General features: G+C 60.6%; 20 protein-coding genes. 6 read left to right on the forward strand and 14 right to left on the reverse strand.

From position 1 onward, the window contains the following. Positions 1 to 11: 11 nt before the first annotated feature. Complete coding sequence (locus tag AC4PS6_RS26510) at positions 12 to 422, reverse strand: HPF/RaiA family ribosome-associated protein (protein WP_003188815.1); 411 nt, start codon at positions 420 to 422, stop codon at positions 12 to 14. A 213-nt stretch (positions 423 to 635) separates the two neighbouring features. Beyond that, on the reverse strand, positions 636 to 1,583 hold the full coding sequence (locus AC4PS6_RS26515; RefSeq protein WP_014717056.1) for a LysR substrate-binding domain-containing protein: 948 nt from the start codon (positions 1,581 to 1,583) through the stop codon (positions 636 to 638). 137 nt (positions 1,584 to 1,720) lie between these two features. Here AC4PS6_RS26515 and AC4PS6_RS26520 point away from each other — a divergent pair, with 137 nt between their 5' ends. The 3 genes from AC4PS6_RS26520 (at position 1,721) to AC4PS6_RS26530 (ending at position 5,031) form a co-directional block, all read left to right on the forward strand. Then, positions 1,721 to 3,097 carry an L-serine ammonia-lyase gene (locus AC4PS6_RS26520; RefSeq protein WP_103452160.1) on the forward strand — a complete coding sequence of 459 codons (1,377 nt, stop codon included), beginning with the start codon at positions 1,721 to 1,723 and terminating at the stop codon, positions 3,095 to 3,097. A gap of 61 nt (positions 3,098 to 3,158) precedes the next feature. Next, positions 3,159 to 4,448 carry a serine/threonine transporter gene (locus tag AC4PS6_RS26525; RefSeq protein WP_336826992.1) on the forward strand — a complete coding sequence of 430 codons (1,290 nt, stop codon included), beginning with the start codon at positions 3,159 to 3,161 and terminating at the stop codon, positions 4,446 to 4,448. Positions 4,449 to 4,713: 265 nt separating this feature from the next. Then, complete coding sequence (locus tag AC4PS6_RS26530) at positions 4,714 to 5,031, forward strand: DUF3509 domain-containing protein (protein WP_020301218.1); 318 nt, start codon at positions 4,714 to 4,716, stop codon at positions 5,029 to 5,031. Here AC4PS6_RS26530 and AC4PS6_RS26535 read toward each other — a convergent pair. The 4 genes from AC4PS6_RS26535 to AC4PS6_RS26550 form a co-directional block, all read right to left on the reverse strand. After that, positions 5,028 to 5,516, reverse strand: coding sequence for a phosphate-starvation-inducible protein PsiE (locus tag AC4PS6_RS26535; protein WP_014717052.1), 489 nt, complete (start codon positions 5,514 to 5,516; stop codon positions 5,028 to 5,030). The genes AC4PS6_RS26530 and AC4PS6_RS26535 overlap by 4 nt on opposite strands. A 169-nt stretch (positions 5,517 to 5,685) precedes the next feature. Next, positions 5,686 to 5,955: a type II toxin-antitoxin system RelE/ParE family toxin gene (locus tag AC4PS6_RS26540; RefSeq protein ID WP_014717051.1), complete on the reverse strand. Its 270-nt coding sequence runs from the start codon at positions 5,953 to 5,955 to the stop codon at positions 5,686 to 5,688. Then, positions 5,945 to 6,133: a type II toxin-antitoxin system RelB family antitoxin gene (gene relB, locus AC4PS6_RS26545; RefSeq protein ID WP_014717050.1), complete on the reverse strand. Its 189-nt coding sequence runs from the start codon at positions 6,131 to 6,133 to the stop codon at positions 5,945 to 5,947. The genes AC4PS6_RS26540 and relB overlap by 11 nt, the downstream gene beginning before the upstream one ends. Before the next feature lie 151 nt (positions 6,134 to 6,284). Continuing rightward, on the reverse strand, positions 6,285 to 6,530 hold the full coding sequence (locus tag AC4PS6_RS26550) for a DUF6124 family protein (protein WP_014717049.1): 246 nt from the start codon (positions 6,528 to 6,530) through the stop codon (positions 6,285 to 6,287). A 420-nt stretch (positions 6,531 to 6,950) separates the two neighbouring features. Between AC4PS6_RS26550 and AC4PS6_RS26555 the strand changes: the two genes are divergently transcribed. Next, complete coding sequence (locus tag AC4PS6_RS26555) at positions 6,951 to 7,211, forward strand: YebG family protein (RefSeq protein WP_003188807.1); 261 nt, start codon at positions 6,951 to 6,953, stop codon at positions 7,209 to 7,211. A 55-nt stretch (positions 7,212 to 7,266) separates the two neighbouring features. On the opposite strand, the gene AC4PS6_RS26560 is transcribed toward AC4PS6_RS26555, so the two are convergent. After that, positions 7,267 to 8,286, reverse strand: a complete 1,020-nt coding sequence (locus tag AC4PS6_RS26560) for a Glu/Leu/Phe/Val dehydrogenase family protein (protein WP_014717048.1) — start codon at positions 8,284 to 8,286, stop codon at positions 7,267 to 7,269. A gap of 187 nt (positions 8,287 to 8,473) precedes the next feature. Between AC4PS6_RS26560 and AC4PS6_RS26565 the strand changes: the two genes are divergently transcribed. Further along, a complete protein-coding gene (locus AC4PS6_RS26565) occupies positions 8,474 to 9,277 on the forward strand; it encodes a transglutaminase family protein (RefSeq protein ID WP_198833000.1) in 804 nt (267 codons plus the stop codon). On the opposite strand, the gene AC4PS6_RS26570 is transcribed toward AC4PS6_RS26565, so the two are convergent. From AC4PS6_RS26570 to hmgA, 4 genes are all read right to left on the reverse strand, one after another. Beyond that, complete coding sequence (locus tag AC4PS6_RS26570; protein WP_014717046.1) at positions 9,263 to 10,594, reverse strand: MFS transporter; 1,332 nt, start codon at positions 10,592 to 10,594, stop codon at positions 9,263 to 9,265. The two genes, AC4PS6_RS26565 and AC4PS6_RS26570, sit on opposite strands and share 15 nt — an antisense overlap. A 253-nt stretch (positions 10,595 to 10,847) precedes the next feature. Beyond that, the gene (maiA, locus tag AC4PS6_RS26575; protein WP_020301220.1) at positions 10,848 to 11,483 is read right to left on the reverse strand and encodes a maleylacetoacetate isomerase; all 636 of its coding nucleotides are present in this window, start codon (positions 11,481 to 11,483) and stop codon (positions 10,848 to 10,850) included. A gap of 12 nt (positions 11,484 to 11,495) precedes the next feature. Continuing rightward, on the reverse strand, positions 11,496 to 12,782 hold the full coding sequence (fahA, locus tag AC4PS6_RS26580; RefSeq protein WP_102666716.1) for a fumarylacetoacetase: 1,287 nt from the start codon (positions 12,780 to 12,782) through the stop codon (positions 11,496 to 11,498). 3 nt (positions 12,783 to 12,785) lie between these two features. Further along, positions 12,786 to 14,069 (reverse strand): homogentisate 1,2-dioxygenase, encoded by a 1,284-nt coding sequence (gene hmgA, locus AC4PS6_RS26585; protein ID WP_020301221.1) that lies wholly within the window; start codon positions 14,067 to 14,069, stop codon positions 12,786 to 12,788. Positions 14,070 to 14,189: 120 nt separating this feature from the next. Here hmgA and AC4PS6_RS26590 point away from each other — a divergent pair, with 120 nt between their 5' ends. Further along, entirely contained in the window at positions 14,190 to 14,969 is a 780-nt protein-coding gene (locus tag AC4PS6_RS26590) for an IclR family transcriptional regulator (protein WP_014717042.1), read from the forward strand. A 1-nt stretch (position 14,970) separates the two neighbouring features. On the opposite strand, the gene dacB is transcribed toward AC4PS6_RS26590, so the two are convergent. The 3 genes from dacB to AC4PS6_RS26605 all read right to left on the reverse strand — a co-directional run bounded on the left by dacB (position 14,971) and on the right by AC4PS6_RS26605 (position 19,422). Beyond that, positions 14,971 to 16,428, reverse strand: coding sequence for a D-alanyl-D-alanine carboxypeptidase/D-alanyl-D-alanine endopeptidase (gene dacB, locus AC4PS6_RS26595; protein WP_014717041.1), 1,458 nt, complete (start codon positions 16,426 to 16,428; stop codon positions 14,971 to 14,973). 169 nt (positions 16,429 to 16,597) lie between these two features. After that, entirely contained in the window at positions 16,598 to 19,012 is a 2,415-nt protein-coding gene (locus AC4PS6_RS26600; RefSeq protein ID WP_336826993.1) for a TonB-dependent siderophore receptor, read from the reverse strand. Positions 19,013 to 19,140: 128 nt separating this feature from the next. After that, positions 19,141 to 19,422, reverse strand: coding sequence for a GIY-YIG nuclease family protein (locus AC4PS6_RS26605; RefSeq protein WP_014717039.1), 282 nt, complete (start codon positions 19,420 to 19,422; stop codon positions 19,141 to 19,143). Positions 19,423 to 19,459: the final 37 nt, after the last annotated feature.

Here is a 19,459-nt window from a genome sequence, read left to right on the forward strand (position 1 = left end):
TAAAAAAACAATCAGCCGTTAATAGCAGCGTTTTCGTTTTCCAGGAATTCCTCTTCCAAAGCGTCTTCGTTCACTTTGTTGATTGGCTGGTTTTTACCGGCAGCGCGCGGCTTGCCTTGCAGTTTGCCAAACAGATGTTCCAGTGCGTGGTCGAGCTTGACTGCGGCGCCATCGATCGCTTGCTCCAGCGTATCGGCTTTATGGCACACGGAAACTGGTTGATGGCCCTTTGGCCGTGCTTCCAGACGGCAACTCAAATCGTGAGGGCCGGGCTTGTCGCCGTTCTCGTCTCGCAGGTAGACCTCTACACGGGTCAGGTCTTCTTCGTAGCGTTCGAGCGTGCTCTCAATGGTAGTACGTACCCACTCCTCCAGTCGGATGCTGCTTTCAATATGGTTATCGCTATTGACTTGGATTTGCATAGTTCTTCCCTTATTTCAGCTAGCTCGCCAGAGGTCACAAACTGCAACACCGGGGTGGTGAAACCATGACCTCTTGATTACACAATTGAGCACCTGCTGAAACATTTCAACCCCTTTGCAAAGATAAATCCTACATTACAAATTAACCCTGACGACGAGCAAAAACGCTGGTAGGGTGGGGAGTTAGTTACAACTTCTTACGTCCTGTTTTCCTCACAATTGCTCCTCTCCCAACGGGTGCAAGCTGCGAAAAATCCCCGCTTCCTCCACCAGCCAATCATGCACCGCACGCACGCCCGGATGGTTCAACGCGCCCGGCGCATACAGCAGTACATAGCGTTTATGGTTGGGCACCGCCAGGCCGAACGGCACGATCAGGGTGCCGCGCTCCAGCTCATCGTTCAGCAAGGTGCGCCGCGCAATCGCTACGCCCATGCCGGCAATGGCGGCTTCGATGGTCAAGTGGTTGCGGTTGAAGGTGTGCCCGCGCCGTACGTCGGCACCGTGGTAGCCGATGGCATTGAGGTAAAACTCCCACTCGGCATATTCATAACTCCCACGCCAGGCCGTGATGTCGTGCAGCAGCGGGAAATGCGCCAAATCCGCCGGGCCATGCAAGGGCGGGCGGCCACGCAACAGGCTGGGGGCGCACACCGGGAATATCTGTTCATCCAACAGGGCTGTGGATAACAACCCAGGGTAGCTGCCGTCGTTCAGGTCGATGGCCAGGTCGAAGTCGCCTTCATGCAGGGCGATGCTGCTGTCTTCGGCGACCATGCGCAGTTGAATGTCCGGAAAACGCTGCTGAAAACGTGGCAGACGCGGGGTCAGCCACTTGCCCAGAAACGAGGGGATCGAACGCAGGCGCAAGGTGCCGCTGATCATCCCGGCGTCCAGGCGCTGCAGTTCGGCATCAATGCTGCCATAAGCCTCCCCCACCACGGCCGCCAGGCGCTGCCCCTCGGCGCTGAGTTCAACGCCTCGCGCACGCCGATGAAACAGTCGAAAGCCCAGGCGCTCCTCCAGTTGGCGAATTTGCTGGCTCACCGCTCCGGGCGTGATGTGCAGTTCTTCGGCGCAGCGGGTGAACGACAGATGCCGTGCGGCGCAGGAAAACACATGCAACCAGACATAGGTCTGGCCGTGGAGGGGGCGAGTCATAGTGTTTAGTCCTGCTAAAGGGTGTCTTAGGATAATTCGTTGGTCAGTGCCGAGCCAGAGGCTCAGTATCGCGCCAATTCCGCCTGCTCTACAAAACATGGCAGCGATTTCTACTCCATTGCTTGTAAGGCTTTAGCATGGCTATCAGTGTTTTCGATCTATTCAAGGTGGGCATCGGCCCATCCAGTTCCCACACCGTCGGCCCGATGCGCGCTGCCGCGACGTTCGCCCAAGCCCTGACCGACCAGCATGTGCTCAGCCAAACCCGTCGCGTCGAAGTGCGCCTGTATGGCTCGCTGTCCGCTACCGGTGTCGGCCATGCCACCGACCGCGCCTGTGTCATGGGCTTGATGGGTGAATGGCCAGACCGCGTCGACCCCACCTCGATCAATGCGCGTATCCAGCAACTGCGCGAGTCCGGCCAATTGCTGCTGGCGGGCTCTCACGCAATTGCTTTCAACTGGCACACCGACTTGCTGCTGCTGGACGAAAGCCTGCCGTACCACCCCAACGCCATGTCCTTGCACGCCTATGGCGACAGCGGCCTGCTGAGCGAACAAACCTATTACTCGGTGGGCGGTGGTTTCATCATCGAAGCCGCCGAAGCTGCATCAGGCATTGCGCCCACCAGCGATGTGCAATTGCCCTATGATTTTTCCAGTGCGGTGGAACTGCTGGCCTTGTGCAACAAGCACGGCCTGCGGGTATCCGAACTGATGATGGCCAACGAACGGGCGTGGCGCAGCGACGAAGAAATCCGCAGCGGCCTGCTGCATATCTGGTCGGTGATGCGCGAGTGCGTGGAACAGGGCCTGCGCGATGAAGGCATCCTGCCCGGTGGCCTGGATGTACCCCGTCGCGCCGCGAAGCTGCACCGCAGCCTGTTGGAAATCGGCAAGCCCAACGTGATCACCTCGACCTTGTCGGCGATGGAATGGGTCAACCTGTTCGCCCTCGCCGTCAACGAAGAAAACGCCGCCGGCGGACGCATGGTCACCGCCCCGACCAATGGCGCGGCCGGAATTATCCCGGCAGTGCTGCATTACTACATGAAATTCAACGCCGACGCGTCTGACGACGACGTGGTCAATTTCTTCCTGGCCGCCGCTGCCGTCGGCATCCTCTGCAAGAAAAACGCTTCCATCTCCGGCGCCGAAGTCGGCTGCCAGGGCGAAGTGGGTTCGGCCTGTGCCATGGCCGCTGCCGGCCTGGCCGATATCCTCGGTGCCACCCCGGAGCAACTGGAAAACGCCGCCGAAATCGGCCTGGAACACAACCTCGGCCTGACCTGCGACCCGGTCGGTGGCCTGGTACAGGTGCCCTGCATCGAGCGCAATGCCATTGCGGCGGTCAAGGCGATCAACGCCACGCAGATGGCCCTGCGCGGCGACGGCAAACACTTCATCTCCCTCGACCGGGTCATCCGCACCATGCGCGATACCGGCGCCGATATGCATGACAAATACAAAGAAACTTCACGGGGCGGCCTGGCGGTCAGCTGGGTGGAGTGCTGATCGGAGCACTGCTACCCGCCCCAACGTGAGCCCGCGCAAAAATAATAACGAGGCAATACCGATGACTGATGTACGTACACCTGCTGCCGAAAATCCCGATGTCAGAGAAAGCACAGTAACCACCGGCTGGACCAAACACGACACCACCTGGATGCTCGGCCTCTATGGCACCGCCATCGGCGCGGGCACCCTGTTCCTGCCAATCAATGCCGGCGTCGGCGGCTTCTGGCCGCTGATCGTGCTGGCGCTGCTGGCATTTCCGATGACCTTCTTCGCCCACCGTGGGCTGACGCGCTTTGTGCTGTCGGGCAAATCCGGCGACATCACCGAAGTGGTCGAGGAACACTTTGGTGTCGGCGCCGGCAAGCTGATCACCCTGCTGTATTTCTTTGCGATCTTCCCGATCCTGCTGGTGTACAGCGTGGCGCTGACCAACACCCTGGGCAGTTTCATGGAGCACCAATTGCAGATGGCGCCGCCGCCACGGGCGATTCTGTCGCTGGTGCTGATCCTCGGCCTGATGGCCATCGTGCGTTGCGGCCAGGGCGTGATCGTCAAGGCCATGAGCGTGCTGGTGTACCCCTTCGTGGCCGCCTTGCTGCTGCTGGCGTTCAGCCTGATTCCCAACTGGAACGGCGCGTTCTTCGCCTCGGCCAGCGAAGGCATGCCGTTGCCGCTGTTCTTCAAGACGTTGTGGCTGGCGATCCCGGTAATGGTGTTCTCGTTCAACCATTCGCCGATCATCTCCGCCTTTGCCGTGGACCAGAAGCGCGTCTACGGCGCCCAGGCCGAGCGCAAAAGCAGCGGCATCCTGGCCACCGCCCACGGCATGATGGTGCTGACCGTGATGTTCTTCTGCTTCAGCTGCGTGCTGGCGCTGTCACCGGCGGACCTGGCCGCTGCCAAGGCGCAGAACATCTCGATCCTGTCGTACCTGGCCAACCACTTCCAGACGCCGGTGATTGCCTACGCCGCACCGTTGATCGCGCTGGTGGCGATCACCAAATCCTTCCTGGGCCACTACATTGGTGCCAGCGAAGGCTTCCAAGGCTTGATCGTCAAATCCCTGCGCGGGCGCAACCGTTCGATGTCGGCGAAATGGCTGGAACGCTGCACCGCGTTGTTCATGGTGCTGACGTGCTGGGCCGTGGCCACCTTCAACCCGAGCATCCTGGGCATGATCGAAACCATGGGCGGACCGATCATCGCGTGCCTGCTGTTCCTGATGCCGATGTACGCGATTCGCCGCGTGCCATCTTTGCGCCAGTATTCAGGTCAGGTATCGAATGTGTTTGTGGTGGTCATTGGCCTGATTGCGCTGTCTGCGATCGTTTTTTCCGTAATGCCCTGAATTAGCTCACGACATACATCCAATGTGGGAGCGGGCTTGCCCGCGATAGCGATCATTCAGCCAACTATTGATTGGCTGATACACCGCAATCGCGGGCAAGCCCGCTCCCACATCTGGATTTCTGTGCCGGGTAAATCGCTGTACGGCACGGCCTTTGCTGTAGAGCTTTTGAGGAAAACGGAATTTGGCCAGTGGTCAGGCAATGCGAACTAATCCCGACACCGGCCGTCAATGACTGCATGTTCTTATCAGGCGGTAACGCACCATGGACAATCCTTTTCAGATCATCACCGACACGTTCAGCCCCCAATACCGCGTCAACCTGAGCATTCAACGGCTGGACGGCAGCATCATGCTCACCCTCTCGAACGAGACCGGCGTAGTGGCCAAGCGCATGATCAGCGCCGAACAACGCAACGACCCGCAACGCCTCAAGCGCCTGGTGCAAAGCATCCAGTTCGGCATCGCCATCGAACAAGGCCATAGCGCTGTAGAAATCCTGGAGCTGATGACGGACGGCGACAGCCACAAACTCCTGCAGCGACCGCCCGCCCGTACCCTGCCCTTCAGCGTGGGGCTTTAAAGCTCGCCTTTCTCGGTCTCAAGGCTCGCTTCGCCCTTGCGACGCGGGCTTTCGACCTTCACCGAAGGAAAGGCAGACGACGCGTAGCGCACCACCAGGATCGCAAACGCCAACAGCAGAATCCCGCCGCACAGGTAGATGATGCCCAGATCCGGCGGGTTGTGATGAGACACGTTGGAGATCAGCAAACGCGTGAGCGCGGTAATCGCCACGTAGATCAGGAAGCGCACCGGCATGTGGTTGGTCTTGAAGTAAATCCCGACCATGGCACCCAGTTCCAGGTAGATGAACAGCAGCAAGATGTCATCGATCTTGATGTGCCCGTTCTCCAGCATCCCCAGAAATTCCATCACCGCCGCCCATGCGGTCACCGCACCAATGGCGAACAGCGCCAGGTAATGGAACGACTCGACAAACAGATTGCCCAGGGACTCGGCTAGCCCGTGCACTTGCTGGCGCAGCCTTTCGGCCCAGTTGATTTTCACGATGATGCTTCCTTAGGTCGATTCGACCGGATAATGCCGGTTGGACGTGACGGTTGTTCTGTATGCAGAAACAAGGCCAGAGGGCAGGCATGAGATGATGACTGGCTAGCATGAGGCACGCAGGAGGATGAGCAGAGTAGATCTTTTGCTCATCCGAAAAACGAAAACTTCAAGGATATCGCTGGCGTGCGTGTAAAACCGAGAGAATCCGAATATTGTCTGTCACTTTGTATACAACCAGATAATTCGGATGTACCACCATCTCTCGTGTTCCGCCGATTCTGCCGGGGCGGTAAAGATGGGGTCTGCGCGAGAGGGCAAGCACTGAAGCTTCGATTGATCGCTTAAGCTCAAGCGCTGCTACAGGATTACGATGACTGAGGTACTCAATAATTTGCCGGAGTTCTACCCGCGCTGCGGGCAGCCATTCAATCAGCATCGCCTTTCTTGAGTTTAGATTCGATCAGCGCTTGCATCTCGGCCATCACCTCGTCGTGAGGAATGCCAGGGCTTGGGTCATCAAGAGCGGCCTGCACTCTCGCGCGAAACCAGCGGTCGTAGCTGTCAGCCTGCTCTTCGATATCTGCTTGGATACCTGAGGAAAAGGAAGTGTCCATAAAAGCCTCCGTTGTTGATGTAAAAGGAGTCTAGTCGCTAGCGTTTTCGCTGTCGTGCTCCCGGCGATGAAGTGAGTAACAGAAAAAATCCGTGTTCACCAATCACTTTTTAGACCGTCCCCACAGGCGTGGGAACGATCAGATCATGGCATCAAGCTGGTGCAATTTGCTCCAGCGCTCGATCGACCAGCAGACCGCCCATTTCAATCAGTTGATGAATCGCCAGGACCAAGCTTCGCTGTGGACCATCAAGGTCGAATGCCAGGGTACTGGCCATCTCACGGGCGCTGTTCAAGGTTTCGCTGGCGTTTGCCAGCAAGGTTTCTGTATCAGCTTCAGGAGTGACACTGAAAAGCACTGACTCGGTAGACGGGGGGGTGGGTGTGTGTTTCTTCATCGACTAGTTCCTTAGTTAAGAAACCATCACCGTCTGCCGCCAAGCAGATTGGGTGACGGATTGCACAAGGTTGGCGGACCGGTAAGGAACAACCCGGCACCCCGAAGGGTCCATGCGCAACCCGCCATAAAAACAAGAGTGCCGTGTAAAAACCCAGCAATCTCATAGGGGGTCGTTGCGCTTCCTTGGTGGGCCGCCAAGCCCGCTCGCTGCAAATGCAGCGCCCGAAGAAGGTAAGCCACCGGACAATTCCAGCGCAACCCCGGCAAGTTGTCAGAAATTTCCGGTGTAGCAAACCCCAATTTCCCAACTACATTAAAAACCTACTACCCAAACCCCAGCGTTTGGCTTATCCTTTTCGCTGTATATAAATACAGTAGTCGCAAAAGACAACTATCGTGAAGGCATGTGAGGTGGTGAATGGCCGTCGAAGTGGTATACCGCAGCAGCCGAGATCTGGAGCGTTTGTTCATGGATAAAGCCGAAGCTGACCGTCATGACAAGATGCTTGAACTCGCTGAGTTGCTGGCAGAGGTGTTGCAAAAAGCCGTGCCGTCGTTGAGCGAGCAGCAGGTGGAGGAAGCCGGGATTTACATGGCGAAGAACCGTGATGTATTTGCCAAGGCGTTCAAGAGCCAACCGGACGCGCTGTCCGAGTTGCTGAACCCGGCAGCCGAGTAAAGCCCGAATTGAACAGGCCCTGAATCATGGATTCAGGGCCTTTTTAATGCCTGGCCTATTTGTACAGCAAGCGTTCGGCCAGTTCATCGGCCACCCGCGCGGGGGAGCGTTTTTCGGCTTGGGCGTGGGCAAAGATTTCGGTCAGGCGGCTGCCGATGTTCGACAGGTGTGCGGTGATGCCAGGCAGGTCGGTGCCGGCGTGTTTGAGGGCGACGTAGATCAGCCCGCCAGAGTTGATCACGTAGTCTGGCGCGTAGAGGATGCCGCGGCCTTCCAATTGGTCGGCGATGTCCAGGTTGGTCAGTTGTGCGCTGGCCGCACCCGCCACGGCGGCGCAACGCAACTGGCCGACGCTGTTACGGTTGAACACGGCGCCGACGCCGCACGGTGCGAGGATATCGCAGGGGGTGCTGAGCAAGGCGTCGTTGGCAATCGGGTGGGCGCCCAGTTGCTCCATGGCCAGTTGCACCTTGCCGTGGTCGATATCGCTGACCAGCAGTTCGGCACCGGCGGCGTGCAATTGTTCGGCCAGGGCATAACCGACATTCCCCAGGCCTTGCACCGCGACGCGCAGGCCCTCGAGGTTGTCGCTGCCCAGGCGCGCCATGGCGGTAGTGCGGATACCGGCAAACACCCCCATGGCAGCATGAGGGGCAGGGTCTCCGGCGGCGGTGGTGCTGGTGACAAAGCGAGTGTTCTGGGCGATGCAGTCCATGTCGGCAACCGAGGTACCGCTGTCGATCGAGGTGATGAAGCGGCCGTCGAGTTTTTCCACACAACGGCCAAACGCCTCGAACAGCGCCGCACGGCTTTCCACGTGCACGGGGCGGATGATCACCGCCGTGCCGCCGCCCACCGGCAGCCCGGCCAGTGCCGCTTTGTAGCTCATGCCTTGCGCCAGGCGCGCGGCATCGGCCACGGCGGTTTCATCATTAGGGTAAGCCAGGTAACGACAGCCACCCAACGCTGGGCCCAGGCGACTGTTGTGGATGGCGATGATCGCCTTCAAGCCGGTCACCGGATCAACGCTCAGGTGCAGCGATTCAAGGCGGGTGCTGTGCATGAGCGCAAACATCAATGAGCTCCCGAATCACTTCTGGTAGTGGGCCAAGTATAGGCTTGCGGCAGAAAACTGCTGGATTGCGCTGGAATAAGCCGCGCGTTTTCGTGGGATCTACGACATAAGAGTTTGGGATATCTCTCAAGATGCTGGACGAAAATTCGCAGCAAGGCTAAAACGGGGGCATACGCCGGAGAACTCAATGAATCCCCGCACAGCCTTTTTCGCCTGCCTGGACCGTTCACCCCTCGCGCTGTTTGAAGCCGCGTTGTGGATTGCTGCCGAGCATGACGCCAGCGTGCAGCCCGCGTTGATCCTGCACGACCTTGGTGCGCTACAACAACAGGTGAGCCTGGGCTTGCCCTTGCTACCGGCGGATGAACTCGGCCAGCCGCTACTGCGGCGCATGAATGACCTGGGGTTTGCCCAGGATGACCATACGCCGTTGCGCCCCGCCGCCGCGCTGCTGGACAAAGTGCTGCAACGCAAACGCGGGCAACCCTTGGCCATGGGCCTGATCGCCCTGGAGATGGCACGGCGCCTGGATATCCCCATGGTCGGCGTGAACTTCCCTGGGCACTTCCTGCTGCGGGTACCGGGAGCCGATCACCTGTTGGACCCTTGCGGCGGCCGGCGCCTGTACCCCAACGACTGTCGCGAGTTGCTGGCGCGCCAATATGGGTCGAAGCTGAAATTGCAGGCCGACCACCTGCTGACCGCCGAGCCACGGGCCATCCTGCAACGGCTGTCGCGCAACCTGCGCCAACTCTACCTTGCCAACGACGAACCGTTGGCCGCCCTGGTGGACGCCGAGCGCGTACTGGAACTGGGCAACGCCAGCGCCTCCGACTACCTGGCGCGGGCCAGCCTGTATCAACGCCTGGACTGCCCCAGCGCCGAACGCTTCGACCTGGAACACGCGCTGCTGCTCAGCGACGACCCGATCCAGCGCTTGCGCCTGACCGAGCGGCTGGGGCATCTGCCGCCCAACTCAGTGGTGCACTGACCCCACTGTAGGAGCCCGCACTTGAATAATCAACAACGCTGCAATCACCGCCGGAATCGCGCAAAAAAAGAAAATCTGCTCGACCGGTATATGCATCGCCAACAACAGGCTGCCAAACAGCGGCCCTAGAATCGACCCGAATCGCCCCACACCCAACGCCCAGCCTGTGCCGGTGGCGCGCACGTGCGCCGGGTAGAAGTTGCTCGCGAAGGCATTGAGGGTCAGTTGCCCGCCGATGATGCAGAACCCGGCAGCGAACACGCAGGCCACCAGGTAGCGTGGGTTGTCGTGGTTCAAGCCCAGCAGGACGGTGCACAACGCTGCCGCCGCCAGCACGCCGGACAGCAACCGTACTTTGCTTTTCAGGCGGTCGGCAAACCAGGCCATGAGAATGGCGCCCAAGGTGCCGGCGAACAGGAACATGGAGGTGACCAGGTTGGCTTCGTTCAACGCCAGGCCGCTTTCGAGCAATAGCGACGGCAACCAACTGATCATGAAATACAGCAGGATCAGGCTGACGAAAAAAGTCGCCCAGATCAGCAGCGTCGGGCGCGCGTAGCCGTTGCGAAACAGCTCCACTACCGTCAGTTTGCTGCCTTGCTCCTTCAAGTTTTCCGCTTCGGTCGCGGGCGGTGGCTGCCAGTCGGGCAGCATCCGCGCCGTGACTCTGCGCAAACGCAGATAGGGCGGCGCATCGCGCAACAGGCGCGGCAAGGATTCGGGCAACAGCCACACCAGGAACGGGAACAGCAGCAACGGCGTCACACCGCCGGCCAGGAACACCGCCTGCCAGCCAAAGCTGTCGATAAACCCCGCCGCCACGAAGCCACCCGCCGCGCCGCCGAACGAAAAGCCGCACGCAGCCAGGGTCACCATCAAGGTACGCAGGCGTGGCGGCGAATACTCTGACATCAACGCCATGGCACTGGGCATCGCACCGCCCATGCCGATCCCGCAGATAAACCGCGCCGCCATCAACGTGGTCAGGGAATTGGCGAACACCATCAATACCGTGAGGCTGGCGTAGATCAGCACGCATGCCAGCAGGATACGTCGCACGCCAAACCGATCCGCCAGCGGCGTCACCAACAGCGAGCCGAGGGTGAGGCCCAGCAGGTTGGCGCTGAACACGGGGCCAAACGCGGATTTTTCCAGGCCCCAGTCCTGAGCCAGCGCCGGCACTACATAGCCCAATACCTGGGCGTCGTAGCCATCGGTGACCAGTAGCAGTGCCAGCAGCAGGAGAATCAACCATTGGTAGCGCGACACCGGACGGGCGTCGAGTGCCGCGCGAAAGCTGGCAATCTGATTGTGCATCGCAAGGTACCTTTATTTTTTATTAGGTTGGCGCGATCAAATGTGGGAGGGGTTTACCCCAATGCCAGTCAGTTAAGCGCGAATCCCCTGTGGGAGCGGGCTTGCCCGCGAAGGCGGTGTGACAGTCACCGCATCTGCTACTGCACTAACGCTTTCGCAGGCAAGCCAGCTCCCACATTTGATCTTCATGGCTGTGAGCATTGCGCTCGCTTGACTGAACGGCATTGGGGCTTTCCCCCCTCCCACAGGGGGCCTAGGGTGTGTCAGGCTGACTGGCGGGGTGGGCCTGCACGAAGGCCGGATGTTGGGCCGCCAATGCCGCCACCCGCCCAATGCGTGGGTACGCCGCCAAGGGCACCTTGAAACGCTCGGCCGCGTACAGCTGTGGAATTAGAAACGCATCGGCCAAGCCCGGCTGCTCGCCAAAGCAAAACCCGGTGTCGCCAATCAACTGCTCCACCGCGCCCAGGCCCTGGCTGATCCAGTGTCCGATCCACTCCAGCAATTGCGCCTCATCGTGCCCCCATTTACGCAGCAAGTTCTGGGTACTGGAGTTATGCAACGGGTGGATATCACAGGCGATGATCGACGCCACCGCCCGCTCATGAGCGCGCGCTACCAGGTCTTTGGAGAGCAACGGCACCTGGGGATAACGCTCCTCCAGGTACTCAATGATCGCCTGTGACTGGATCAGCAACGCCCCTTCATCAGTACGCAACGCCGGCACGCGCCCTTGGGGGTTGATTGCCAGGTAGTCAGGCTGGCGGTTGGCGCCGCCAGCCGGCACCAGCAGGTTGACCGGCAGCGCGGTGAAATCCAGGCCTTTGAGGGCCAGGGCAATACGTACTCGATACGACGCGGTAGAACGGTAGTAGGTATAGAGTTCCATGACCCTGCCCTCTCAGCGCGCCGCGACCACGGTACCGCGGCATTCGCCGAAGCCGATGGAGGCAAAGCCCTCGCGGCTGCAACGGGCACGCAGAATGATTTCGTCGCCATCCTCGAGGAATTTACGCACCTCGCCCGAAGCCAGTTCAATCGGCTTTTTACCGCCTTCGGTAATCTCCAACAGGCTGCCAAACTGCCCCGGCTGCGGGCCAGACAACGTGCCCGAACCAAACAGGTCGCCGGCCTGCAACTGGCAGCCATTGACGCTGTGGTGCGCCACCATTTGCGCCACGGTCCAGTACATATGCTCGGTGTTGCTCAGGGTCAAGCGATGGGCGGGCAGGTTTTGCTCACGCATCGAGGCCGTGGTGAGCAGCACTTCCAGTTCGATATCAAAGGCGCCCGCGTTCTGATCACGCTTATCCAACAGGTAAGGCAGCGGTTGCGGATCACCTTCAGGGCGCGGCGGCTGGGCTTTGCGGAAGGGCTCCAGGGCTTCGGCAGTCACCACCCACGGCGAGATGCTGGTGATAAAGCTTTTCGACAAGAACGGCCCCAGCGGCTGGTACTCCCAGGCCTGGATATCCCGCGCCGACCAGTCGTTGAGCAGGCAGAAACCGGCGATATGCTCGGCGGCATCGCCAATGGCAATCGCATCGCCCATGGCATTGCCCTGGCCGATCCAGATGCCCAGCTCCAACTCATAGTCCAGGCGCGCGCAGGGGCCAAAGGTCGGTTCGGACTGGCCGGCCGGCAGGGTCTGGCCTTTAGGGCGTCGCACCTCTGTACCCGAGGGACGAATGGTCGAGGCACGGCCATGGTAACCAATCGGCACGTATTTGTAGTTCGGCAACAGCGGGTTATCGGGGCGGAACAACTTGCCGACGTTTTGCGCGTGCTCGATGCCGACGTAGAAGTCGGTGTAGTCATTGATCTTGGCCGGCAGGTGCATCTGGCAATCGGCGGCACGGTGCAGCACGTGCGCTTCGCGGTTTTGCAGCTCGCTGCCTTCGGCCAGTAGTTCCAGCAGGCGCTCGCGCAGGGCAACGCGAGGGCCACGGCCCAGTTCGAAAAACGCGTTCAACTGCCCGCCCGCAGTGGCTTCGACGGCGCGTCGGGCTTCGCCCTCAAACGCGTCCAGTGCGGCATGCAGGTCGAGAATCGCATCGCCAATCGCCACGCCACTGCGCGGTGCCGAGCCGTTGATACTGAACACGCCCAGGGGCAGGTTTTGCAGGGGGAAATCCGCGTGACCGTTGGCCGAGGCCACCCAGCTGCGAGTCTGCGTTGGTTGCGTCATGGGTTATCTCCGGTTCGGGTTGAAGGTGGCGGGCAGCGCGGCCCAGCACGCGTCGTAAGCAGGTTGCAGTTGTGGGCACTCCAGGGCGAACTGGGTCGGGCGCAGCACTTGGCTGGTCTCGAACATGAACGCCATGGTGTTATCGATCTTGTGCGGCGCAAGGTCCGCGTTGATGGCCTTGGTGCAGGTCTCGCCATCCGGGCCGTGGGCGCTCATGCAACTGTGCAGCGATGCGCCGCCCGGCAGGAAGCCTTCGGCCTTGGCGTCGTAGGCGCCCTGGATCAGGCCCATGTATTCGTTCATCAGGTTGCGATGGAACCACGGCGGCCGGAAGGTGTTCTCGGCCACCATCCAGCGCGGCGGGAAGATCACGAAGTCGAGGTTGGCCAGGCCATGCACGCTGGTGGGCGAGGTCAGCACGGTGAAGATCGACGGGTCCGGATGATCGAAACTCACCGTGCCAATGGTGTTGAAGCGACGCAGGTCGTATTTGTACGGCACATTGTTGCCGTGCCAGGCGACCACGTTGAGCGGTGAATGGTCCAGCTCGCAGGCCCACAGTTCGCCGAGGAACTTCTGTACCAGCGTAGTCGGTTGCTTGAGGTCTTCGTAGCGGGCCACCGGCGTAAGAAAGTCGCGGGGGTTGGCCAGGCCGTTGCTGCCAATCGGCCCCAGGTCAGGCAGACGCAGCGGGGCGCCGTGGTTCTCGGCGACGTAACCGCGTGCTTGCGCATCCAGCAGCTCGATACGGAACTTGAGACCACGGGGCAGCACGACAATTTCCAGCGGCTCGACATCCAGCACGCCCAGTTCGGTGGCGATGCGCAGGCGGCCCTGCTCGGGGACGATCAGCAGTTCGCCGTCGGCATTGAAGAACACGCGCTCCATGGAGCGGTTGGCGCGGTAATTATAGATGCTGATGCCCGCTGGTTTTTCCGCCCCCGAATTGGCGACCATGCCCACCAGGCCGTCGATAAAGTCCGTCGGCTCACTCGGGATATCCAACGGGTTCCAACGCAAGCGATTCGGCGTGACCGCGCCCAACGGGCCACCGGCCAATTGCCGCGCAAGCTTGACGAATGCCGGGTGGTTGGCCGACGGCTGGATGCGGTAAAGCCAGGTGCGACGGGCTTCGCTGCGGGCCATGGTGAAGGCGGTGCCGGAAAACAGTTCGGTGTAGAGGCCGTAAGGGGCTTTCTGCGGCGAGTTCTGGCCAACCGGCAGCGCGCCGGGCAAGGCTTCGCTGGCGAATTCATTGCCGAAGCCCGACAGGTATTCGAGGTTCATGGATCGTCCTCTGAGGGTCAGTTGTATTTATCGTAATCCAGTTACGCATAACGTAATTTGATCACTATCGACCGTCAAGCTATAAAGACGCCCATTCATCTCTCGGATTCTCGCCCTTCCATGGAAAAGCCTCGCGACACCGGTAAACAGAAAGTCCGCTCGGCGGAAGTCGGCACCGATATCCTCAAGGCCCTGGCCGAACTGTCCCCGGCCACCTCGTTGTCACGCCTGGCCGAACATGTGCAGATGCCGGCGAGCAAGGTGCACCGCTATTTGCAGGCCCTGATCGCGTCGGGTTTTGCCGAACAGAACGCAGCCACCAACCATTACGGCCTGGGCCGGGAGGCATTGCGAGTGGGGCTGGCGGCGCTGGGCAGCATGGATGTGTTGAAAGTCGGCGCCATGCCCCTGGCCGAACTGCGCGATGAATTGAACGAAACCTGCTTTCTGGCGGTGTGGGGCAACCAGGGCGCGACCGTGGTGCAGATCGAGCCGGCAGTGCGCGCCGTTACCGTGGTGACGCAACTGGGCTCAGTGTTGCCGCTGCTCAGCTCTTCCACCGGGCTGGTGTTCAGCGCTTATCTGCCGTCACGGGAAACTGTAGAACTGCGCGAACGCGAGGTTCAGGCCGGCACCGCCCACAGCTTGGCGGACGATCAGGCCTATGCCAGCGTGTGCGAGCAAATCCGCCGCCGTGGCCTGCACTTTGTGCATGGCTTGCTGATGCCCGGCGTGGATGCATTGTCGGCGCCGGTGTTCAATGCGGTCGGGCACGTGGCGGCGGTGATGACCGTGGTCGGCCCAACCTCGCTGTTCCATGCCGATGAAGATGGCCCGGCGGCGCAGCACTTACTGGCGGCGACCCGGGCCGTGAGTTGGCGCATGGGCTATCAGCCCTGAATCACTCGTCGCTGCGCGCCAGCGCCACTGCCACGTGATCCTCGAGCGCCTTGACCTGGGCGCCGGCCACCACGTAGTTGTTGGTCAGCATCGAAAACACCAGCTTGCGCCCGCCGGCGTCGGTGATGTAACCACTCAATGACGACACGCCGCCCATGGAGCCGGTCTTGGCGTGCAGGTTGTTTTGCGCCTGCGTGTCGCGCAGACGATAGCGCAGGCTGCCGCCGGTCATGCGGTCGGTGTTGCCGGCAATCGGCAGCGCGTTGTACCAGGCGTCGAACCACGGCTGTTTGCTGGCGGCCAGCAACAGGTCGGTGAGGGTTTGCGACGACACCAGGTTGCGCCGTGACAGGCCGGAGCCGTCGACCTGGTTGAACGTGGCGGTGTCCAGCCCCTGACGCTTAAGGAACCCGGCCACCGCCACAGCGCCCGCCGCTGCCGTGCCGCTATTGGCGGTCTGGCGCCCCATGGCCTTGAGCAAGGCTTCGGACATGTTGTTGTTCGAAAGCTTGAGCAACGGCGTGATCAAATCCTGTAACGGCGCCGATTGGTGCTCGGCCAGCACCGTTACCGCCGTCGGGCTTGCCCCGCCCATCACCCGACGCCCCAGTACGGTGATGCCCTGTTGCGCCAAGGCTTGTTCAAACAGATTCGCGACCAGTTGCGTTGGCTCCCAGACGCTGACCAATTGCTGGCTCTGCTTTCCCGGCGCCACTGCGCCACTGAGTTGCAACAGGTTGGTGCCATGGCGACGGTTGATCCCATAACTGTTGCCCGGACCGCTCATGGCACGGTTGCTCAGTTGCAGGTAATCAGTAGGCGGGAAAATATCGACACTCACCGGGGTGCCGGCCCGTAACGGCGCCTTGGCCGTGACCAGCACACTGCCTGCATCAAAGTCCGCATTGGGTGCCACAGTCAGCGCCGAAATCTGCGCGCCGTAGTAGGTGGTTTCATCGTCATGGGACCAATCCACCCCCAATCGCTCAGCATCGAACCAGGTGTCGTCGAACACCAGATCGCCCTGTACCTGGCGTACGCCTTGGCTGGCCAACTGCGCGGCCAGCGCCTGGTAGTCGGCAAACTGAATGCTCGGGTCGCCCAGGCCACGCAGGTACAGGTTGCCGGCCAGGCGGTCGCCCTGGCGTATGCCGTTGCTCAGCAGTTGGGTGGCGAAGCGGTATTGCGGCCCCAGCACATCCATGGCCGCCGCCGTGGTCAACAACTTGAGGTTGGACGCGGGCACCAACCGGGTGCGTGGGTTGTGCTGATACAGCGTGGAGCCCGTGCGGGCGTCACGTACCATCAGCGAGACCGTAGCACCTTGCAGCGCCGGATCGCTCAGCAGTTTATCCAGGGTTGCCGGCGTGGAAGTTTGGGAGACGCTGGCGCAGCCGCCCAGTAAAAAACTCAAACCGACCAGCAGGGTGCCGGTGCGTAACCATTTTCCAAAGTACATCAGTCGCGTTTTCCATAAGCATGCAATGGCGGCAACGCTAACAGCTCGCTATCAATGTGGCGACCGCTTTCCTGTGGGAGCTGGCTTGCCTGCGATGCAGACAACTCGGTGTATCAGGCAAACCCGGTCGATGCCATCGCAGGCAAGCCAGCTCCCACAGATAAATGAATCAGAAGGTCAAGGTGCTGGACACCGACACCTGCCGCGCATCGCCCATGGACACAAACTGCGTATTCACCGAGGACGTGTAGTAGGTACGGTCGAACAGGTTCTTCACATTGAGCTGGAACTTGACCTTCTGCCCCTCAAGCCTGGTGTCATAGCTGGCGAACACATCGGCCACGGTGTAGCTGGGCAGTTCGAAACTGTTGGCCGCGTCCCCTGCCCGCTCGCCGACATAACGCGCCCCGGCGCCGACGCGCAGTTGATCACCGCCCAGGATGCTGCCGAAGTCATACACCGCCGACAACGAGCCGGTGCTTTTTGCCACATTCTGCAGGCGATTGCCTTTGAGCTTGGGGTCTTCGGTGACCTCGGCATCGGTGTAGGCATAGCTGCCGATCAGGCTCCACTTATCCGTCAGCTGGCCGCTGGCATCCAGCTCCAGGCCGCGAGAGCGCACCTTGCCGGCCACGCTGTACTCCGAGGTCAGGCCCTCGCCCACCTGCACCAACACGTTGCGTTTATCGATGGTGAACAGCGCCGCACTGGCAGTGATGCGCCCCGGCAGGTCGAACTTGATACCCAACTCCCAGGCCTTGGATTCTTCCGGCTGCAAACTGCCGTTCAACACGGTTTTATTGGCCAGTGGCGCGATGGTGGAGTTGGGCTTGAACGACTCGGTATAGCTGCCATAAAACGACAGTTCATCGCTATAGCGATACACCAGCCCAGCCCGCGGCACCCACTTCTGGCCATTGCCGTCGGTGTTGGCGGTGAACGGCACGCCTTTGCCGGCGTATTGGTCGTACATCTGGTAACGCGCACCGCCGACCAGAATCCATTGCTCGTTGAGGTGGATGGCATCCTGGAAGAACAACGAATCGCTGCGCAGCAGATCGGTCTGGTTGCTGTCCGGCGCGCTGACTTTGGAACCGGCGACTTCGTTGCCGTACACCGGGTTGTTGTAATCGAAGCTGCCTCGCGGTGCCTGGCGGATCAGGTCGGCGCGGTAGATCTTGCGGTATTCATCGTCCAGGCCAAATACCAGATCGTGCTGCATACCCGCAACATCGACCTTGCCTTCGAGGCTGGCGGTGGCGAAGCGGTCGGTGGTCAGCGCGCCCTGAGTGCCGTCCATGCTGCGGGTCAGGGTGCCGTTGGGGTTGACCTTGACCACGCGCACCTGGCTGGCGTCGTAGGTTTCGCGGTTCCAGCTGTAGCCGAAGTGGGCTTTCCAGTCGTCGTTGAGATCATGATCGACAGTCAAGCGGTACAGATCGGAGCGGCCTTCCATGTTGTTGAAAGGCTCATCCAGACGGCGGGTGGCGGGGATGTTCAACGGATGGTTGGTCTTGGGATCGATGGCGGTGCCCCGGTCGAACGGCGCGAGAAATTCGCGATGTTCATAGGCTAGCACCACTTGGGTGGTGTCGCCGTACCAGGCCAGGGACGGCGCCACCAGAGTCTCGCGGTGGGTGCCGTAGTTGCGCCAGTAGTCTTCGTCTTCATGGTCGACGATCAGGCGATAGGCCAAGCCACTGTCACCGAGGGGGCCGGTGGTATCGAGGTTGCCGCCGCTGCCATTCTTGCCGCTGCCGAAGGTAGAGCCGCGCGCTGTCAGGGAGGTGGACTGCACCCGTTCAGGCTTTTTGCTGACGATATTGACCACACCGCCCGGGTCCTGGATGCCATACAACAGCGATGACGGGCCCTTGAGCACTTCGACACGCTCGGCGGTAGCGTTCAACGCCCGGCCCTGCACCACTGGCATACCGTCCTTCATGATCGAGCCATTACGGTTGTCGCCGAAGCCGCGCAACATCACCGCATCCTGGGTGCTGCCCAGGGTATTGGACTGAGTGATGCCACTGATATTGCCCAGCGCATCATCCAGGTTGCGCGGTTGTTGGTCGCGCAGCACTTGAGCCGGGACTACGTTGACGGTCTGCGGGGCTTCCAGCAGCAACCCCTGGGAGCGCATCACCGAACTGGTCGGCGGCGGTTGGTAGCTGGTGCTGTCCTGAGCGAGGTTGGTGCCGCTGATGGTAGTAGCGCCGAGGTTGACCGCGCCATCGGTAGGCACCGGCTCCAGCGCCAGGGTTCGGGCGTCGATCTGGCGGAAGGTGAAGCCGGACTGGCTCAACAGACGTTGCAGCGCCTGGCTTGCAGTCATCGGCCCGCTGACCGCCGGGGCATTGAGGCCGTAGGGCGCTTCATCGGTGTAGATCACGCTGATACCGGTGATCCGGCTGAACTCGCTCAGCGCCTGAGGCAATGGCTTGGCCGCCAGGGCAAACTTGAATTGAGTGCTTTGCTGCTCCTGCGCCTGGGCAATGCCAAGCGGCAACAACGCCAGCCCCGATACCGCTAATGCCGAGGCTCCCAGCCACTGTTTGATCCAACCGCCCGCCGTCGACTTCATGCTGTGAGAACCCGTGTAAAAAACGCTGTTAATGCGAATTGATCGCAGTTTCAAGCATTACACGGATGGGCCGAGGGTTTACCTCACCTTTTTTATGCAAATAACTTTTTTTAGCCGCCCTCGCGTACTCAGGAGGCGTTGGTGGGGGAGCCACTTGCCGCCAGGCACTCCTTGGCGCTCTTTTTCAACTTCTTGATCAAGCGTTCCTGACGCAACGCTTCGCCTTTGCTCGCGCATTGCTCGGTGTACACCAGCGCCACCGCAGGGCTGGAGAGGAAAAAACGCGCCCCCTTACCGCTCTGGTGCTTGGCAAACCGGCGCAAAGGGTCGTTGCTGATGCCGCAATACAACGAACCATTGGCGGCGCGCACCAGATAGACAAACCAGGGTTTTGGTTCAGGAGTATTCACAAGTTGATTCGGTTAACGCAAGGGAGCGCCCAGTCTA

The sequence above is a fragment of the Pseudomonas sp. DW-iso17 genome, from assembly GCF_058725345.1.

Bases quoted from the DNA above. Each gene is read 5' to 3' on its own strand.
- AC4PS6_RS26510 (WP_003188815.1), bottom strand. From the start codon at position 422: ATGCAAATCCAAGTCAATAGCGATAACCATATTGAAAGCAGCATCCGA.
- AC4PS6_RS26515 (WP_014717056.1), bottom strand. From the start codon at position 1,583: ATGACTCGCCCCCTCCACGGCCAGACCTATGTCTGGTTGCATGTGTTT.
- AC4PS6_RS26520 (WP_103452160.1), top strand. From the start codon at position 1,721: ATGGCTATCAGTGTTTTCGATCTATTCAAGGTGGGCATCGGCCCATCC.
- AC4PS6_RS26525 (WP_336826992.1), top strand. From the start codon at position 3,159: ATGACTGATGTACGTACACCTGCTGCCGAAAATCCCGATGTCAGAGAA.
- AC4PS6_RS26530 (WP_020301218.1), top strand. From the start codon at position 4,714: ATGGACAATCCTTTTCAGATCATCACCGACACGTTCAGCCCCCAATAC.
- AC4PS6_RS26540 (WP_014717051.1), bottom strand. From the start codon at position 5,955: ATGCTGATTGAATGGCTGCCCGCAGCGCGGGTAGAACTCCGGCAAATT.
- relB (WP_014717050.1), bottom strand. From the start codon at position 6,133: ATGGACACTTCCTTTTCCTCAGGTATCCAAGCAGATATCGAAGAGCAG.
- AC4PS6_RS26550 (WP_014717049.1), bottom strand. From the start codon at position 6,530: ATGAAGAAACACACACCCACCCCCCCGTCTACCGAGTCAGTGCTTTTC.
- AC4PS6_RS26555 (WP_003188807.1), top strand. From the start codon at position 6,951: ATGGCCGTCGAAGTGGTATACCGCAGCAGCCGAGATCTGGAGCGTTTG.
- AC4PS6_RS26560 (WP_014717048.1), bottom strand. From the start codon at position 8,286: ATGTTTGCGCTCATGCACAGCACCCGCCTTGAATCGCTGCACCTGAGC.
- AC4PS6_RS26565 (WP_198833000.1), top strand. From the start codon at position 8,474: ATGAATCCCCGCACAGCCTTTTTCGCCTGCCTGGACCGTTCACCCCTC.
- AC4PS6_RS26570 (WP_014717046.1), bottom strand. From the start codon at position 10,594: ATGCACAATCAGATTGCCAGCTTTCGCGCGGCACTCGACGCCCGTCCG.
- maiA (WP_020301220.1), bottom strand. From the start codon at position 11,483: ATGGAACTCTATACCTACTACCGTTCTACCGCGTCGTATCGAGTACGT.
- fahA (WP_102666716.1), bottom strand. From the start codon at position 12,782: ATGACGCAACCAACGCAGACTCGCAGCTGGGTGGCCTCGGCCAACGGT.
- hmgA (WP_020301221.1), bottom strand. From the start codon at position 14,069: ATGAACCTCGAATACCTGTCGGGCTTCGGCAATGAATTCGCCAGCGAA.
- AC4PS6_RS26590 (WP_014717042.1), top strand. From the start codon at position 14,190: ATGGAAAAGCCTCGCGACACCGGTAAACAGAAAGTCCGCTCGGCGGAA.
- dacB (WP_014717041.1), bottom strand. From the start codon at position 16,428: ATGTACTTTGGAAAATGGTTACGCACCGGCACCCTGCTGGTCGGTTTG.
- AC4PS6_RS26600 (WP_336826993.1), bottom strand. From the start codon at position 19,012: ATGAAGTCGACGGCGGGCGGTTGGATCAAACAGTGGCTGGGAGCCTCG.